Origin of the sequence: Azoarcus sp. DD4, assembly GCF_006496635.1 — a bacterium.
Classification (GTDB): Bacteria; Pseudomonadota; Gammaproteobacteria; order Burkholderiales; family Rhodocyclaceae; genus Azoarcus.
Genome location: NZ_CP022958.1, coordinates 1,927,904 through 1,945,321, shown reverse-complemented (window position 1 = coordinate 1,945,321; position 17,418 = coordinate 1,927,904). Strand labels below are relative to the sequence as shown.

The 17,418-nt window shown below is 66.8% G+C and carries 14 protein-coding genes and 1 pseudogene; 3 read left to right on the top strand and 12 right to left on the bottom strand.

Features of this window, described 5'->3' with window-relative positions; all coding sequences use genetic code 11:
• Positions 1-98 precede the first annotated feature (98 nt).
• From CJ010_RS09115 to tal, 3 genes and pseudogenes are all read left to right on the top strand, one after another.
• The gene (locus CJ010_RS09115) at positions 99-683 is read left to right on the top strand and encodes a superoxide dismutase (RefSeq protein ID WP_141017741.1); all 585 of its coding nucleotides are present in this window, start codon (positions 99-101) and stop codon (positions 681-683) included.
• Between the two features lie 88 nt (positions 684-771).
• Complete coding sequence (locus tag CJ010_RS09110; protein WP_141017740.1) at positions 772-1,554, top strand: pseudouridine synthase; 783 nt, start codon at positions 772-774, stop codon at positions 1,552-1,554.
• Between the two features lie 16 nt (positions 1,555-1,570).
• Positions 1,571-2,644: pseudogene (gene tal / locus CJ010_RS09105) on the top strand (transaldolase).
• 95 nt (positions 2,645-2,739) lie between these two features.
• Here tal and CJ010_RS09100 read toward each other — a convergent pair.
• From CJ010_RS09100 to CJ010_RS09045, 12 genes are all read right to left on the bottom strand, one after another.
• Complete coding sequence (locus CJ010_RS09100; protein ID WP_141017739.1) at positions 2,740-2,994, bottom strand: DUF3135 domain-containing protein; 255 nt, start codon at positions 2,992-2,994, stop codon at positions 2,740-2,742.
• Positions 2,995-3,112: 118 nt separating this feature from the next.
• Positions 3,113-5,035 carry a chemotaxis protein CheA gene (locus CJ010_RS09095; protein ID WP_141017738.1) on the bottom strand — a complete coding sequence of 641 codons (1,923 nt, stop codon included), beginning with the start codon at positions 5,033-5,035 and terminating at the stop codon, positions 3,113-3,115.
• Positions 5,036-5,138: 103 nt separating this feature from the next.
• Positions 5,139-6,014, bottom strand: a complete 876-nt coding sequence (gene cheZ / locus CJ010_RS09090; protein WP_141017737.1) for a protein phosphatase CheZ — start codon at positions 6,012-6,014, stop codon at positions 5,139-5,141.
• Positions 6,015-6,051: 37 nt separating this feature from the next.
• Complete coding sequence (cheY, locus tag CJ010_RS09085; protein WP_011765193.1) at positions 6,052-6,453, bottom strand: chemotaxis response regulator CheY; 402 nt, start codon at positions 6,451-6,453, stop codon at positions 6,052-6,054.
• A 39-nt stretch (positions 6,454-6,492) separates the two neighbouring features.
• Complete coding sequence (locus CJ010_RS09080) at positions 6,493-7,449, bottom strand: chemotaxis protein (protein ID WP_141017736.1); 957 nt, start codon at positions 7,447-7,449, stop codon at positions 6,493-6,495.
• 8 nt (positions 7,450-7,457) lie between these two features.
• Complete coding sequence (locus tag CJ010_RS09075) at positions 7,458-8,423, bottom strand: chemotaxis protein (RefSeq protein ID WP_141017735.1); 966 nt, start codon at positions 8,421-8,423, stop codon at positions 7,458-7,460.
• A gap of 202 nt (positions 8,424-8,625) precedes the next feature.
• Positions 8,626-10,191 (bottom strand): methyl-accepting chemotaxis protein, encoded by a 1,566-nt coding sequence (locus CJ010_RS09070; RefSeq protein ID WP_240794537.1) that lies wholly within the window; start codon positions 10,189-10,191, stop codon positions 8,626-8,628.
• Between the two features lie 246 nt (positions 10,192-10,437).
• Positions 10,438-11,544, bottom strand: a complete 1,107-nt coding sequence (locus tag CJ010_RS09065) for a chemotaxis response regulator protein-glutamate methylesterase (RefSeq protein ID WP_141017733.1) — start codon at positions 11,542-11,544, stop codon at positions 10,438-10,440.
• A 7-nt stretch (positions 11,545-11,551) separates the two neighbouring features.
• Positions 11,552-12,517 (bottom strand): CheR family methyltransferase, encoded by a 966-nt coding sequence (locus tag CJ010_RS09060; protein ID WP_141017732.1) that lies wholly within the window; start codon positions 12,515-12,517, stop codon positions 11,552-11,554.
• Positions 12,518-12,519: 2 nt separating this feature from the next.
• Entirely contained in the window at positions 12,520-15,048 is a 2,529-nt protein-coding gene (locus CJ010_RS25700; RefSeq protein WP_141017731.1) for a methyl-accepting chemotaxis protein, read from the bottom strand.
• Entirely contained in the window at positions 15,045-16,910 is a 1,866-nt protein-coding gene (locus CJ010_RS09050; RefSeq protein ID WP_141017730.1) for a methyl-accepting chemotaxis protein, read from the bottom strand. The genes CJ010_RS25700 and CJ010_RS09050 overlap by 4 nt, the downstream gene beginning before the upstream one ends.
• Complete coding sequence (locus tag CJ010_RS09045) at positions 16,907-17,407, bottom strand: chemotaxis protein CheW (RefSeq protein ID WP_141017729.1); 501 nt, start codon at positions 17,405-17,407, stop codon at positions 16,907-16,909. Before CJ010_RS09045 ends, CJ010_RS09050 begins: the two co-directional genes overlap by 4 nt.
• Positions 17,408-17,418 lie beyond the last annotated feature (11 nt).

Below are 17,418 nucleotides of genomic sequence, written 5' to 3'. Positions count from 1 at the left end.
CGGCTTAAGATCACCGGCTGTCGGGATTGGCATCGAACTCCAATCCTGACTAGAATTGTCGGACTTTACCCCCCAACGAATACTGACAGGAGAACTCGATGGAACACACCCTGCCCGCCCTGCCCTACGCCAAGAACGCCCTGGCGCCGGCCATCTCGGAAGAAACGCTGGAATTCCACTACGGCAAGCACCATCAAGCCTATGTCACCAACCTGAACAACCTGATCAAGGGCACCGAGTACGAGACCCTCGACCTCGAAGCCATCATCAAGAAGGCCCCGGCCGGCGGCGTGTATAACAACTCCGCCCAGGTCTGGAACCACACCTTCTTCTGGAACAGCATGAAGCCGAACGGCGGCGGCGAGCCGACCGGCGCGCTGGCCGACGCGATCAAGGCCAAGTGGGGCTCCTTCGACGACTTCAAGAAGGCCTTCCAGGCTTCCGCCGTGGGCAACTTCGGTTCCGGCTGGACCTGGCTGGTGAAGAAGGCCGACGGCTCGGTCGACATCGTCAACATGGGCGCCGCCGGCACCCCGCTGACCACCGGCGACAAGGCCCTGCTCTGTATCGATGTGTGGGAACACGCCTACTACATCGACTACCGCAACCGTCGCCCGGACTTCGTCGCCACCTTCCTCGACAAGCTGGCCAACTGGGAATTCGCGGCCAAGAACTTCGCCTGATCGCTCAGGTTCGCGGGTGCCCGGCACCTGCCACGCGGAAAGCGACCCCTGGGGTCGCTTTCTTTTTTTGCACGCGACGAGGGCCCCGGTGCTCGACATCCTCTATCGCGACGAGCACCTCGTCGCCATCCACAAGCCGTCCGGCCTGCTCGTCCATCGCAGCGCACTGGACGCCCACGAGGAACGCTTCGCGGTGCAGATGCTGCGCGACCAGATCGGGCGCCATGTGCACCCGGTGCACAGGCTGGACAAGGGCACATCGGGCGTACTGCTGTTCGCACTCGACCGCGACAGCGCCGCCCGGCTCGCCAGCCAATTCGAGAGTCGGCAGGTCGGCAAGCGCTACCTCGCGATCGTGCGCGGCCATCCGCCCGAAGGGGGGTTGATCGATCACGCCCTGAGCCGCCGTTTCGATCCCGTGGAGCATGTTCCCGCCGGGCGCGACGACACGCCCCAACCGGCGCTGACCCGCTATCGGCGCCTCGGCGTCGTCGAACTGCCGCATCAGGTCGACCGCTACCCGAGCAGCCGCTACGCCCTCGTCGAACTGGAGCCCGAGACCGGGCGCCGCCACCAGTTGCGGCGCCATCTCAAGCACATCGCCCACCCCATCATCGGCGACTCCACCTTCGGCAAAGGCAAGCACAACCGGCTGTTCCAGACGCTGTTCGGCAGCGACCGTCTGTTGCTCGCCTGCCTGCGCCTCGAACTTTGCCATCCGCATACCGGTCGACCGCTGGTCCTGGAGACGGCGCCGTCGGCCGACTTCGCCGCGGTGGCGAACGCACTCGGCTGGCATTCCGCGCTGGCGCGGCTTCCGGGCACGGCCGATACGGGGCACAATGCCGTCTCCGACCTACTTCCGCGCTAAGCCCAGCTCCACCGCCATGAATCCGCTGCTCCAGGTCCGCCAGCATGGCCAGCAAGTCTGGCTCGACAACCTCTCACGCACGCTGCTCAACGACGGCCACCTGGCCCGCTTCATCGCGGAGGACGGTGTTGCCGGCGTCACCACCAATCCGGCCATCTTCTACAAGGCGATCGCCGACGGCCGCTACTACCAGGACGACCTGACCGCGCTCAAGGCGCAGGATCTGAGCGCGGAAGCACGCTACGAAGCGCTGGTGATCCCCGACGTGCAGCGCGCCTGCGACCTGCTGCTGCCGCTGCACCGCGACAGCAAGGGCGACGCCGGCTATGTGAGCCTGGAGGTATCGCCAGCGCTGGCCCACGACGTCGACGGCACGGTCGCGGCCGGCCTGCGCCTGAAGGCCGCGGTATGCCGCCCCAACCTGCTGGTCAAGGTGCCGGCCACCGCTGCCGGTATCCAAGCCATCGAACAGCTGATTGCCAAGGGCGTCAGCGTAAACGTCACCCTGATGTTCTCGCTCGCTCATGTGGATGCCGTGGCCGGCGCCTACCTCAAGGGTCTCTCCCGGTTCAAGGCGGCAGGCGGCGATCCGGCCACCGTGATGTCGGTGGCCAGTCTCTTCCTTTCGCGCGTCGACACCCTGGTCGACGGTCTGCTCGAAGCCAAGGGACGCGGGTCTCGCCAGCCGCGGCAAAAGCGCGGTCGCCATGGCCAAACTGGCCTACCAGCGTTACCTGGAACGCTTCCACGGGCCGGCTTTTGCCGAGCTGCGCGCTGCCGGCGCACGGCCGCAGTTCATGCTGTGGGCGAGCACCGGCACCAAGAATCCGGCCTACAGCGACCTGCTCTATGTCGAGCCGCTGATCGGTGCCGAGACGGTCAATACCTTGCCCGACGCGACCCTGGCGGCCCTGCTCGACCACGGCAGGATCGCCGACACGCTCACTCTGGATGTAGACGCCGCACGGGCGCACTACACCACCTTGGCCCACATGGGCCTGGATATGGACACAATCGGGAGAACCTGCAGCTGGACGGGCTGAAGCAGTTCGAACAGGCCTTCGCCAAGCTGCTTGAACTGACCGCCTGATCGGACAAGAGGCCCGCGCCGGGGTCGGGGGCGGGCGTTTCAGATATGTTCTTCGAGGTGGCTCACCACCTCGCGCAGACGCAGGCTCGCGGCATCTAGCTCCGCCCCTGACGGCGCAGCAGCTCCATCCGTTCCTGCATCATGCTGGTGATGTTGCGTACCGCGCACATCGGTGTGCCTGAGGCCACCCGCACACAGTCGATGAATGCCTGCATCTCGCGCAGGCGACTCGCCTGCGGCGCCGGATGCGCATCGATGAAACGATCAATCAGGCGGCGCCGCGCCCGGAAGAAGGCCGCGGGATCGCGCTTGGCCAACTCGCTCCAGTGATCGAAATCGAACCCCGCCATGTCCGCCCCCGTCGGGGCTGCCAAGGTGGTCCCCGTGTTTCATCCTAGGCAAGCGGACCGGACAAAACAAACCCGCCGCCTGACGGCGGCGGGTGGCATGGGGGCAAGCGGGAACAGCTCAGGCCAGCACGGGAACGGCTTGCTCGCGCACCAGCACGGAACGCGCAACCCCGCGGTGGTCGCCGGCGGCACCAAGCAGTTCCTTCATGTCGAGGATGAGCACGATCTGGCCGTTGGACAGCGTGGTGACACCGGCCACGCCCTTGGGACGAAAGTCGTCGAGCGACTTGATCACCGCGTCCTCACGGCCGGCGAAGCTGTCGATCGCCAGGATGAAGGAGAGTTCGGCAGTCTGCATCAGCACGCCGTACTCCGGCGTACGCTCCTGCGGCCAGCCGAGCAGCGAGGCCAACGGCAGCACCGGCAGCACCTCGCCGCGCACCACCATGGTGGCGCGGCCGCCTACTTCCTGAACTTCCCTGACGTCGATCGGCAGGATCTCGCGCACCATCGACAGCGGCACCGCCAGCGGTTGCTCACCCAGACGCACCAGCAGCACCGGCAGGATGGCCAGGGTGAGCGGCAGGCTGATGACGAAGGTGGTGCCCTTGCCCTGCACCGAGCGGATGTCGATCGAACCGTTGAGTTTCTGGATATTGGTGCGCACCACGTCCATGCCGACGCCGCGGCCGGAGACGTCGGAAATCTGCGCTGCCATCGAAAAACCGGGCAGGAACACCAGATTGAAACTCTGGCGTTCGTCCATGGTGTTGGCCTCTTCGTCGGTGATGAGGCCCTTCTGCAGCGCCTTGGCACGCAGGCGCTCGGCATTCATGCCACGGCCGTCGTCGGCCACCATGATGACGATGTGATCGCCCTCCTGGCGCGCCTCGAGCCGCACGATGGACTTCTCCGGCTTGCCGCTGGCAAGGCGTTCGGCCTTGTCCTCGACACCGTGGTCCACCGCATTGCGGATGAGGTGGATGATGGGATCGGACAGATCCTCGATCATCGTCTTGTCGATCTCGGTTTCCTCGCCGGCCAGCACCAGTTCGACGTCCTTGCCGAGATTGCGGGCAAGGTCGCGGGCGATGCGCGGATACTTCTGGAACAGCCGGCCGATCGGCTGCATGCGCGTCTTCATGACCGCGTTCTGCAGGTCGGACACCAGCAGGTCGAGCTGGCTCACCGCCAGATCGAGCGCATGCAGGGTCTCGGTATCGTTGCGACCGGAGAGGATGTCGCTGCGCAGCGCATTGAGGCGGTTCTTGGTCAGTCCGATCTCGCCGGACAGGTTGAGCACCTGGTCGAGGCGGGCGGTATCGACGCGGATGGAGTTGTCGCGCTGGCGCTCGCCCTCGCGCCGGCCGACTGCCGCGGCGCCGGGCTTGTCGGTCGCACGACGGCCGATCGCCGCCTGGATGATTTCCTCGGGATTCTTCTCCGGCACCGCCGGTACAGCCTCCAGGACCTGGGCGACAGGCGCCGGCTGCGCGCGCGGCGGCGTCACCGACACCGGCAAGCCGGTGACCGCGTTGTAGAGCAGATCCCAGTCCGGCTCCTTGGCCCCACCGCCGGTCTTGGGCGGCGGCGACTTGCTCGCTGCCGCCGAAGCGGGCGCGGCCGGGGTGGCGGCGGCAATCACTGCCTCGCCGGCAATCACCGCCTTGAGACCGCTGATCAGCCCGGGATCGGCCGCAGCCGGCTGCGTGCCGCGTTCGAGATCGCCGAACATGTCGCGCACCGACGCCGTGGCGGCGAGGATCATGTCCATCACTTCGGCGGTGATCGACAGCTCGCCGTTGCGCAGCTTGTCGAACAGGTTCTCGGTGAGGTGGCAGAGCGTCACCAGCTCGGTGGCGTTGAGAAAGCCTGCGCCGCCCTTGATGGTGTGGAAACCGCGGAAGATGTCGTTGAGCAGGCCGCGGTCGTCGGGCGAACGCTCGAGATCGACGAGCTTGTTGTCCACGCCGGACAGCAGGTCTCCGGCTTCGATCAGGAAGTCCTGCAGCAAGTCTTCCATACCGGCAAAGTCACTCATGGCTCAAGCTCCCGTTCTTTCGTGTGCGGTGGCGACGCGCGCCCACCGGCTCCCGGACGTGCCGGTCGTACAAGACTGCTCCGGGGCCGCAGCCCCGGCATGTTCAGAAACCCAGGCTCTCGAGCAGGTCGTCGACCTGTCCCTGGCTGGTGACCACGTCGTCGCGCCCCTCGCTGCTGACCACCGGGCCGTTCATCAGGCCACTGTGCTTCTCGCTGCGCTTTTCCAGCGGGGTGACTTCGAGCAGGACCTTCAGCAGCTGGGACTCCAGCGTCTGAGCCATGTCGACGACCTTCTTGATGACCTGGCCCGTCAGATCCTGAAAATCCTGCGCCATCATGATCTCGAGCAGCTGGGCATTGGTCGCCCGGCTGCTTTCCGCGACCGTACCGAGGAAGCCACGCGTCTCCTGGGTCAGCGCCTTGAACTCTTCGACCGACAATTCCTGGGCAAAAAGTTTGTCCCAGCGCGCCTGCAGCGCTTCCGCATCGCTTTCCACCTTGTCCTGGATGGGGCGCGCGATGTCGGTGGCGTTCAGCACCCGGCTGGCGGCCTGCTCGGTCATCTGCGCGATGTAGGTCAGACGCTGGCGCGCATCGGGAATGGCCTCGGCGACTTCCTGCAGCGCGTTGTCGAATCCGAGTTCGCCGAGCATGTCGTGCACCTGACGGGTGAGCTGGCCGAGGCGGGTGAACACCACATCGCAGCTATGCTCATCGCCCGCGGCCGCCTGGCCGGATGCCGTGGCCGGCGCCGCACTGGTCGCCGGCTCGGAGAATTCCGCCGCAACGGCATCGAACAAGGCCTGCAACTCGTCGTTGTCGCCGGCGCCGCCACTGGCTGCCGCAGCCGGCGCTGTCGGCGCGACCACGCGCACCGGTTCGACCACCGCCGGCGCAGGTGTCGAAGCAATGCTGTCGAACAATGCCTGCAGATCGTCGGAATCGCCCGATTCGTCGAACTTCATCTTCTTCGCCATCTTCTGGCTCCCTGTTCTGTTCTCTTGCGCAGCCCGCTCAGGCGACGGTGCTCTTGCCCAGCCGCTCGAAGATCTTTTCCAGTTTTTCGGCCAGCGTCGCTGCGGTGAAGGGCTTGACGATGTAACCGCTGGCGCCGGCCTGGGCGGCGGCGATGATGTTTTCCTTCTTCGCCTCCGCGGTGATCATCAGCACCGGGAGGTGCTTGAGCTGCGGCGTCTGACGGATGGTCTGCAGCAGGGTCAGGCCGTCCATGTTCGGCATGTTCCAGTCGGTGACGACGAAGTCGAACGGTGCGCTGTTCAGCTTCTGCAGCGCGACCGCACCGTCCTCCGCTTCATCGACGTTGGTGTAGCCGAGCTCCTTCAACAGGTTGCGCACGATGCGGCGCATGGTCGAGAAGTCATCGACGACGAGAAATTTCATCTTGGGATCGGCCATATTGGTCTCCGTATTACGCTTGACGCTTGCCGGGAGGGCTCAGACCGCTCGGGCCCGCTGCAACAGCGGCCGCAAGGTTTCGGCGAGCACATCGGCGTCGAATTTTGCCACGTAAGAATCGACCCCGACCCGTTTTCCCATGGCCCGGTTGGCGTCGGACGACAAGGACGAGTGCATCACGACCGGGATGCCCTCGAAGCGCGAGTCGTTCTTGATGTTGCGGGTCAGCACGTAGCCGTCCATCTCCGGCATTTCGGCGTCGACCATGATGAGGTCGATCTCCTCGGCGACATGGCGGCCCATCTGCTGGGCATGGCTGGCCATCCCTTCGAGCCGGGTCCAGGCCTCCATGCCGTTCTGCGCATGCTTGTGGCGCACGCCGAGCTTGTCGAGCACCTCGGTGATCTTGCGGCGTGCCACCGCCGAGTCATCGACGAAGAACACGTTGACCTCGTGCCCGCCACTGATCGGCGCGATGTTGCCGACGATGGCTTCGCCGAAGGTGTTGGCGAGGATGGTCTCGACGTCGAGGATGGACACCAGCTTGCCGTCGGCGAGTTCGGTGATCGCGGTGATGTAGCCATTCACGCCGGAGGCGACGTTGTCCGGCGTGCGCACCTTGTCCCATTCCACGCGGATGATGCGGTCGACTTCCTCGACCAGGAAGCCGAGCGTGCGCTTGCTGTACTCGGTGACCATCATCGAACCGCCCAGGCCCGCGCCTGGCCGGGCCACGCCGAGGATCTTCGCCAGCGACAGCACCGGGATGACATTGCCGCGCAGCGAGATCAGCCCTTCGACGCCGTTGGGCATGTTCGGCGCCTTGGTGATGAAGGGCGTCTTGGAGACTTCGCGGACCTTGAACACGTTGATGCCGAAGGTCTCGCTGGTGCCGAGCGAGAACAGCAGGATCTCCATCCGGTTGGAACCTGCCAGCATGGTGCGGCCGTCGACCGCCTCGAGCAGCGCGTTGTCTTTGTGATCCAGATTCAGCATGACCTACCTCACTCGTTTCCGGCCAAGTCGCGCTTGAGCAGCCGGCGCAGGGTCTGGGACAGGCGCTGGGGTTCGAACTTGGGCACGTACTCGTCGACGCCGACCGACTTGCCCAGCTGCTGGTTCGACATCCCCGACAGCGACGAATGCATGATGACCGGCACGCCCTCGAAGCGCGGATCCGACTTGATGTGCTTGGTCAGGATGTAGCCGTCCATCTCGGGCATCTCGACATCGGTCAGCACCAGGCTGACCATATCCTTGACCTTGCGCCCGGTCGCATCGGCATGGGCGGCGACCTTCTTGAGTTCCTCCCAGGCTGCGCGGCCATTGACCGAACCGACATGGCGCACGCCGAGGATGTCCAGCGTCTGGGTGATCTGCTTGCGCGCGACGGAAGAATCGTCGGCGAAGAACACAGTGTGCTGCGAACCGTCCTCGATCGCCTCGATGTCCTTGAACAGGAAGGCGTCGTCGTAGCGGGTGGTCTCGGACAGCACCTTCTCCACGTCCAGCATCATCACCAGCTTGTTGCCCTGCAGCTCGGTAACCGCCGTGACCAGGCCGCCCATGTTGGCGGTGAGCATTTCCGGTGGCACCCGCATCTGCGACCAGTCCAGCCGCAGGATGGTATCCACCGCCTCGACCAGGAAGCCCTGGGTGTGACCGTTGTACTCGGTGACGATCATGATGTCGCGCGGCGTATCGGCGCCGATGCCGACGTACTTGGCCAGATCGACCACCGGCACCAGCACGCCGCGCAAGCTGACCATGCCTTCGACGGACGAAGGCATTTCAGGCGCGGCGGTGATCTGCGGTGTGCGCATCACCTCGCGGACCTTGAACACGTTGATGCCGAACGTCTCGCGGCGGCCGGTACGCTGATCCGTACCCAGCGTGAACAGCAGGATCTCCAGCTTGTTGGTGCCCGCTAGCCGGGTGCGTGCATCGATGTTCTTCAACAGATCGGACATTTCATTCTCCGCATGGGGCGGCTCATCTGGCCGGCCAACACGACCGGAAGTTGCTTGTTGTGTTTATCGACCGGTCGCCGGGAGACTTGAGGCATTCCGTAAGCAACCGTTACAGCCTGGCATTCTCGCATCAACCGGGCCGCTCGGCACCGCTGTCATGGCCGATTTTCACCTGCGTTACTCCTTCCCGCCCCTGCGCGGATCAAGCCCGGTAGCCGATGCGGAAGCCGCCCCAGTGGCGGCCCCGCACATAAACCGGTGCGGAAATATCGTGCATGATCTCGCCGGTGTCGCGGCGATAGGTCTGGATCAGGAACTGCAGTTCGTGCGTCCCGCACTGCTTGCCCACCGGATCGTCGAAGATCCGCTTGCCGCGGTTGCCGACGAAATCCTTGTCGTAATCACCTGTCAGCGGCAGCGAGAAGCGCTTGTTATGGGTCGGCACGTAACCCTTGCGGTCGCAGCCGATGGCATAGACCACCTCGCTGTTGCGATCGAGCACCGACTCCTGCACCCGCGGGAAAAGCTTGTCGGTGATGGAATCAAAGCGGGTGTTGAACTTCTGCGGCCGGGTGTTGGGGATCGGCTGGTAGTTCGCATCGAAAACCGCGTCCTCGGCGAGCTGGCCGGCCGCGATCGCGTCATCGAGCAGCTTGCCGATGTCGCGCGCGGCCTGCTGCACGAGTTCCGGCATGCGCTTGTGGACCTGCATCGCCTGTTCGCCCTCGGCACCGAGGCGGAACACCTTGCTGATTTCGTGCAGATTGGCCGCCAGGCTTTCGAGCGCCTGCGCCTCGTGCAGGGTATCGGCGGCGCCGGTCGAATTGCGTTCGACCATGTCCATGATCTGGCGGACATGGCCGACGACGCTGTCGGCCTCGCGGCTTTGCTGCGCGATCGCCACCGCGATCTCGTCGATGCGCTCCATGGTCTGCTGGGCGCCCTGGTTGATGCGATCGAGCGAACCGGCCGCCTGCTGCGCCAGTTGCGCGCCGGCATGGGCCTGGTTGCTGCCTTCGCGTATGGAAGAGATCGCCGTGCGGGTCTCGTCCTGGATGGCGGAGATCATGGTGCCGATCTCGCTGGTCGCCGCCGAGGTGCGCTCGGCCAGCTTGCGCACTTCGTCCGCCACCACTGCGAATCCGCGGCCCTGTTCGCCCGCGCGGGCCGCCTCGATCGCGGCATTGAGCGCCAGCAGGTTGGTCTGGTCGGCAATCTCGCGGATGACCTTGACGATGCCGCTGATCGCCTCCGAACGCTCGCCGAGCGCGGCAATCACCTGTGCCGACTGTTCCACCGAACGCGCAATGCGCTCGATCTCCTGCGAGGCGTCTGACACGATGCGGGTGCCTTCGCGTGACAGCTCGCGCGCCTCCTGGGCGTTCTGCGCGGTCAACGTGGCATGGTCGGCAACGGCATTCACCCCGGCGGTCATCTCCTCGATGGCACGGACCATGTGCTCGGATGCCTGGCGTTGCGCGCTCGAACCGTCGGCCACGCTGCGTGCGTGCGACGACAGTACATCGGCGGCATCCGCCACGCGCTGGGCGTCGTAGATCACCTTGCCGACGATGCCCTGGAAGCTCTCGATCAGCACGTTGAAACGATGGGCGCATTCGCCCACCGGCCCCGCCGCGGCCGGCGCGCGACGCGACAGGTCGCCATCCAGGTGCATGCGCTGCAGCGTATCGCCGAAGGCCGCCAGCGGTTGGCCGAAGCGCATCCGCAACCACACCCATCCGAACAAGGCGACCACCACGCCCACCACGAGATGTCCTCCGAGGACGAGCGGGGAAGCGTCCCCACCCAAGACCGCGATTGCCGCTCCACCCAGGGCCGAAACGGCGCCCAGGGCAATTCCGATTGAACCGTAACCCATTTTATTTCCCCCGATATCGCGATCATCGCCGCGCTTTTATCGCTTCTCCCGGCCATCGCCCGAGGGCGTGTCCGTCTCCGTGAAGCATTCTATCGGCGGGGAGGGGAAACTTCTTTAGGAAAGTCGGCGCGACACTCAGGCGCCGACTGCATGCTGCAGAACGCTGGCAGCAATCTCGGACAGCGGCAGCACCTGCACGGCCGCACCCAGCGCCGCCGCTTCGCGCGGCATACCGTACACGACGCAGCTGTCCTGGTCCTGGGCGATCGTCCACGCGCCGGCATCGCGCATCTGGCGCAGGCCGGCAGCGCCGTCCTTGCCCATGCCGGTGAGCAACACGCCGACCGCAGCCGCGCCGACCTGCTCGGCCGCCGAGCGGAACAGCACGTCCACCGCCGGACGATGGCGATTGACCGGCTCGGAGCGCGCGAGCTCGCACTGGTAGCCGGTACCGGCGCGGCGAATGGAAAGGTGGGAATGGCCCGGCGCGATATACACCGTGCCCGGCACGATGCGCTCGCCCGACTCCGCCTCCTTGACCCTCATCGCACTGAGACCGTCGAGCCGGCGGGCGAAGGAGGTGGTGAACATCTCGGGCATGTGCTGCACGATGAGGATGGGCGGGGTCGCGGCGGGCAGACGCTGCAGCACTTCCTTGATCGCCTCGGTGCCGCCGGTGGATGCGCCGATGAAGATGATGCGGCCGCCGGCGCTCCGCGCCGCAGTCGCCAGTGGCGCGGAGCGCGACGCGGCATCGGAGCGGACCGCACTGAGGGCTGCGACCGGTGGCGGTACGATGGGCCGGACCAGCGGGCGTGGCCGCGTTGCCCCGCGCATCCGTTCCCAGGCCTGATGCGCGGCACGAATGCGTTCGACCAACTGGCCGGCATACTCGGTGAGCGCCTCGGGACTGCGGGCGGCCGGCTTGCCGACGATCTCCAGTGCACCGAGCTCGAGCGCGCGCAGCGAAGCATCCGATCCCCGCTCGGTAAAACTGGAGATCATCACCACTGCCATCGGGTGCAGGCGCATCAGCCGTTCGAGGAAGGCCAGCCCGTCCATCTGCGGCATTTCCACATCCAGCGTCAGGACGTCGGGCTCGCGATTGCGGATCATCTCGCGCGCCACCAACGCATCGGCGGCGGTGCCGACCACCTCCATGCCGGGCTCGCGACCGATGATGTCGGCCAGCAGCGCGCGCATCACCGCCGAGTCGTCGCAAATGAGAACGCGGATCGGCATGCTGGGTTCAGCGCAAAGGCTGATCGGCGCGCTGGTAGACGGTGCGGCCGCGCGAACGGAACAGATCGGCCGCGTGCATGAAGCTCTCCGAATGGCCGGCAAAGAGCTGCCCATCCGGCCGCAGCATTGGCGCGAAGCGCTTGAGGATGCCGTACTGCGTCGGCTTGTCGAAATAGATCATGACGTTGCGGCAGAAAATCGCGTCGAGCGGCCCCTGCACCGGCCACACCGGTTCGAGCAGATTGATGCGGCGGAACTGGATCAGCCGGCGCAACTCGGGCCTCACCTTGACCATGCCATCCTGATCCCCCGTACCGCGCAGGAAGAAGCGCCGCAGGCGGTCGGGTGAAAGGCGCTCCACCCGGTCCTGGCGGTACATGCCGGCCTCGCCGTGGGCCAGCACCGCGGTGTCGATGTCCGAGGCGAGAATCTGTACCGGCGGATTGAGGCTGTCGAAGGCCTCGCAGGCGGTGATGGCCAGCGAGTAGGGTTCTTCACCGGTCGAGGATGCGCAGCACCAGATCTTCAGCGGCCGCTTTTCGGTCACGCGGCGCAGTTGTTCGGCGAGGATGTCGAAGTGATGGGCCTCGCGGAAGAACGAGGTGAGATTGGTCGTCAGCGAATTGACGAAGGTTTCCCATTCCGCGCGGTCGCGCTCCAGGCGCGCGAGGTATTGCGCAAAGGTGCGATCGCCGCAGGCACGCAGGCGCCGCGCCAGCCGGCTATAGACCATGTCCTGCTTGGCCGGCGACAGTGCGATGCCGGCATGATCGTGGATCAGCTTGCGGATGCGCTCGAAATCAGCACCGGTAAACTCGAACTCGCGCTCCCGCCCGGCGGCAAGCGAGGCCGGCATGGGCGGCAGCGAGCGCAGCACGGTCGGATCCGGGCGTCGCGCCGACGGGCTGGCCGCGGTGCCGGCCGGACGTGGCGGCACCAGCGGCGGGCGCGATGAATCACCGGACGACGACATGCCTAGAACTCCTCCCATTCTTCTTCAAGTGCGCGTCGCGGGGTGGGCGTGCGGCGTACCTTGGGTACAGCGCCGCGGCGCGCTCCCGGTCGCTGCGCCGCCTGCATAGGGGTCGTCAGCACGGGCTGGACCCGGTTGTCGTCATTGTGCCCACGTGGCGGTATTTCGGCCACGGCTTCGACACCGGATTCGAGCCCGTCCTGCGCCTCGTCGCTCACGCGGAACACACCGACGGTATCGACCAGCCCGCGCGCCTGCTCTTCCAGGCTGATCGCCGCCGCCGCCGCCTCTTCGACCAGCGCCGCGTTGTGCTGCGTCATCTCGTCCATCTGACCCACCGACATGCACACCTGACCGATCCCCGCGCTCTGCTCACCGCTCGCCGCCGCAATCTCCGTCATCAGCTCAGCCACCCGGCCGAAGGCCGACACCACCTCCTCCACCGTCCGGCCCGCGTCATCGACCAGCTTCACCCCGTGCTCCACCCGCTCCACCGACTCCCCGATCAGCGCCTTCACCTCGCGCGCCGACTGCGCGCTGCGCTGCGCCAGGCTCCTCACCTCCGCCGCCACCACCGCGAAGCCGCGGCCCTGCTCGCCCGCCCGCGCCGCCTCCACCGCCGCGTTGAGCGCCAGGATGTTGGTCTGGAACGCCAGCGCATCGATCACCCCCACGATGTCGCCGATCTTCCGCGCCGACTGCTCGATCTCCCCCATCGTGCTCACCACCCGCCGCATCGCCTCGCCGCCACGGCCCGCCACCGCATGCGCACCCAGCGCCAGACCGTTGGCCGCGCGCGCGTTGTCCGCGTTCTGACGCACCGTCGCTGAAAGCTCCTCCATCGAACTCGCCGTCTCTTCGAGCGCGCCCGCCTGCTGTTCGGTCCGCGCCGACAGCTCGCCATTGCCCGCCGCGATCTCGCGCGCCGCCCGGTTGATCGCCACCGCCGATTCCTGGATCCGAACCACCACGTCGCGCAGCCGCAGCACCGTCGCATTCGCGTCGTCCTGCAGCTGCCCGAACGTACCCCGGTAGTCACCCTCGATCCGTTCCGTCAGGTCGCCCCGCGCCACCGCATTGAGCACACGCGCCACCGCATCCACGCTGCCCGAGATCTCCCCCATCAGCCGGTTAAGACCCTCCGCAAGCTGCAGGAAGAAACCCGACTTCCCTTCCAGCGGCAAACGACGGCTGAAATCCCCCGTCGCCGCCGCTTCCACCAGACCGGTGAGCGCCTGCTCGACCGCGATCTCATCGGTGCGGTCACGCCATTCGCCGACGGTGCCGAGCTTGTTGCCCTGATCGTCGAGGATGGGCGTGGTGGTGACGACGAACATGCGTGCGCCGATCGGCATCTCGATCCGCGCCATCTCGCGCAGCGCGGCCAGCCGCTGGACTGCCGCGCGCGGGTCCGGATAGAGGTCGCCGATGCTGCTGCCGACGAAGCGTTCGGCGGCGAAACCGGGCAGGGTCTGGCGGATTTCCGCCTCCAGCCGACGCAAGGTGCGGCGCAACGCGTTGTTGGCATAGATCACGCGGCCGCTGTTGTCGGCGATCCGCACATTGGTTTCGACACAATCCAGTGCCTGGCGGATGCGCCGGTTCTCGTCGCCCAACCGGCGCTGCTGCTGCAACTCGTAGCCGAGCCGGGTCTGCATCGACTTCAGCTGCTGCAGCAAGCGCCCGAGTTCATCGTTGCGGCTGATGTCGAACTCGCTGTGGAAGCGCCCCTCGGCCATTAGGCCGAAGGCCTCGCTCGCCTGGCGCAAGGGGCGATGAAGCGTGGTCAGCACCAGCGCCACCGCCCCGCAGCCGACCGCCAGCACCGCGGCCACGCCAAGCACCATTGCCGTTTTGAAATCGGCCAGCCCGGCGGCAACCGCGGACAAACCGCCACTGGCGGACTCGCTCCCGACTTCCGCCCCGTGCCGCAGCAAGGCCTGCATCGCATGGTCCATGCCCAGCCAGCCGGCGACGGCCACCAGTGCCGACAGCAGCACCACGAGTGCGATTACCCCGCTCAGCTTGCCCACCAGCGACAGGTCGCGGAACCCCTGCGCGAGACGCGCCGACAGCCGGTCGGACACCACCCGGCCATGACGGATGCGCCGCCGGCCGGCACGCCCTTCGCGAAACAGCCGGTAATTGTGCTCCGCAGCGGCGACCTGCTCGCGCGAGGCGCGGCCACGCACCGACATGTAGCCGACGACCCGGCCGCCCTCGACGATGGGCGCGGCGTTGCCTTCCACCCAGTAGTGATCGCCGTTGCGGCAGCGGTTCTTGATGATGCCCGACCATGGCCGGCCGGCGAGCAGATCGCGCCACATATCCTCGAACACCTCGGCCGGCATGTCCGGATGGCGCACCACGTTATGGCGGGCGCCAAGCAATTCCTGCTCGGCATAACCGCTGACCGCGATGAAGTCGGGACTGGCGTAGGTGATGCGCCCGTCGAGATCGGTCTTGGACACCAGGGACTGCTGGGGCTGGATCTCGACCTCGCGCTGGGTCACCGGCTGCGCTGCGCTCATGGCTTGCCTCCCCGGTTCCGCCGCACCGGCGCCGGCGCGCCGCGGGAAACGGCGCGCAAGGCCGGCGTGCCGTCGCTCACGCGGAACACACCGACGGTATCGACCAGCCCGCGCGCCTGCTCTTCCAGGCTGATCGCCGCCGCCGCCGCCTCTTCGACCAGCGCCGCGTTGTGCTGCGTCATCTCGTCCATCTGACCCACCGACATGCACACCTGACCGATCCCCGCGCTCTGCTCACCGCTCGCCGCCGCAATCTCCGTCATCAGCTCAGCCACCCGACCGAAGGCCGACACCACCTCCTCCACCGTCCGGCCCGCGTCATCGACCAGCTTCACCCCGTGCTCCACCCGCTCCACCGACTCCCCGATCAGCGCCTTCACCTCGCGCGCCGACTGCGCGCTGCGCTGCGCCAGGCTCCTCACCTCCGCCGCCACCACCGCGAAGCCGCGGCCCTGCTCGCCCGCCCGCGCCGCCTCCACCGCCGCGTTGAGCGCCAGGATGTTGGTCTGGAACGCCAGCGCATCGATCACCCCCACGATGTCGCCGATCTTCCGCGCCGACTGCTCGATCTCCCCCATCGTGCTCACCACCCGCCGCATCGCCTCGCCGCCACGGCCCGCCACCGCATGCGCACCCAGCGCCAGACCGTTGGCCGCGCGCGCGTTGTCCGCGTTCTGACGCACCGTCGCTGAAAGCTCCTCCATCGAACTCGCCGTCTCTTCGAGCGCGCCCGCCTGCTGTTCGGTCCGCGCCGACAGCTCGCCATTGCCCGCCGCGATCTCGCGCGCCGCCTGGTTGATCGCCACCGCCGATTCCTGGATCCGAACCACCACGTCGCGCAGCCGCAGCACCGTCGCATTCGCGTCGTCCTGCAGCTGCCCGAACGTACCCCGGTAGTCACCCTCGATCCGTTCCGTCAGATCGCCCCGCGCCACCGCATTGAGCACACGCGCCACCGCATCCACGCTGCCCGAGATCTCCCCCATCAGCCGGTTAAGACCCTCCGCAAGCTGCAGGAAGAAACCCGACTTCCCCTCCAGCGGCAAACGACGGCTGAAATCCCCCGCCGCCGCCGCTTCCACCAGACCGGCGAGTTCGCCGCGCACGCCCGTCTCCGCGGTGATGTCGCTCCATTCCACCACCGTTCCGATACGCAGGCCATCGGCATCGAACACCGGTGTCGCGTGCTGACGCAGCACATGACCGCCGAGGCGAATCTCCGCCGTGTGCGTACCCACCAAACCGGCGATGCGTTGACGCTGGACCTCGGGCTGGCGATGGAAGACATCGAAGCTGCTGCCGACGATCTGGTCGGCACGCACGCCGCCCGGCAGGCTGCCGCCGAGCTCCACCTGAACCCGTTCGAGCAAGCGCAGGCCGGCCGCGTTCATATAGACGATGACGCCGGCAACGTCGGCCACCATCACGCTGGTCATTGCGGTATCGAGTGCGTCGCGGATCAGCCGGTTGTAGTCGGCCTCGGTCGCAGCTGCGCTAAAGCGCTCGCCCACGGTACCGAGGCTGCCCTCCATCGCCTGCCACAATGCGATCAGCGCGTCGCCGTCGCCGATCTGGCGTGGCCGGGCATTCAGTTCGCCTTCGGCAAAGCCCCTCAGCCGCCCGCCGAGCGCAGCCAGACGCCGCTCCAGCCCGTGGGCGAGCACCCACGCAAGAACGAAGCCGAGTACGACGCAGAACATCGCCGCCGCCGTCCGCCAGGACTGAACGCCGCCATCCTGCGGCCACAGCGCGATCAGCACGCCGGCAGCCGGCAGCGCCGCGAGCAGCCCGAGTTTGGCAAGCAACGGCAGGCGTTCGAACACGCCGGGCAGGTAGGGCGCCGTCACGTAGGTGGGCTTCATGGCAGGTTTTCCGAATCGGTTTCGACCAACGCCATCTCGGGCGAGGCCATCAGGCGTTCCACGTCGAGCACCACCAGCATCGTTCCGCCCGCGGCCGCCAGGCCGCGGATGTAGCGCGCGCCGATCAGCGCCGGCAGGTCGGGCGCGGGCTGAATGTCCGCCGCGGCGAGGTTCAGCACATCGGCCACGCCGTCGACCACGACGGCCACCAGCCGCCCGGCGAGCTGGAGCACGATCATCACGGTGAAAGGGCCGCAGGCGCCGTCGCCGCAACCGAGATACACCCGCAGATCGACCACCGGCACGATGGCGCCGCGCAGGTTCATCACGCCTTTCAGGAAAGGCGGGGCGCCGGCGATCCGGGTGACGCGTTCCCAGGCGCGGATTTCACGCACCTTGAGGATATCGATCGCGTAATGCTCGCCGCCCAGCGTGAAGGTGAGGAACTCGGCGACGGCGTCCGCAGCAGTGACAGGCTCCCGGTCAGGGGCGGACATGGAGGCGCTCC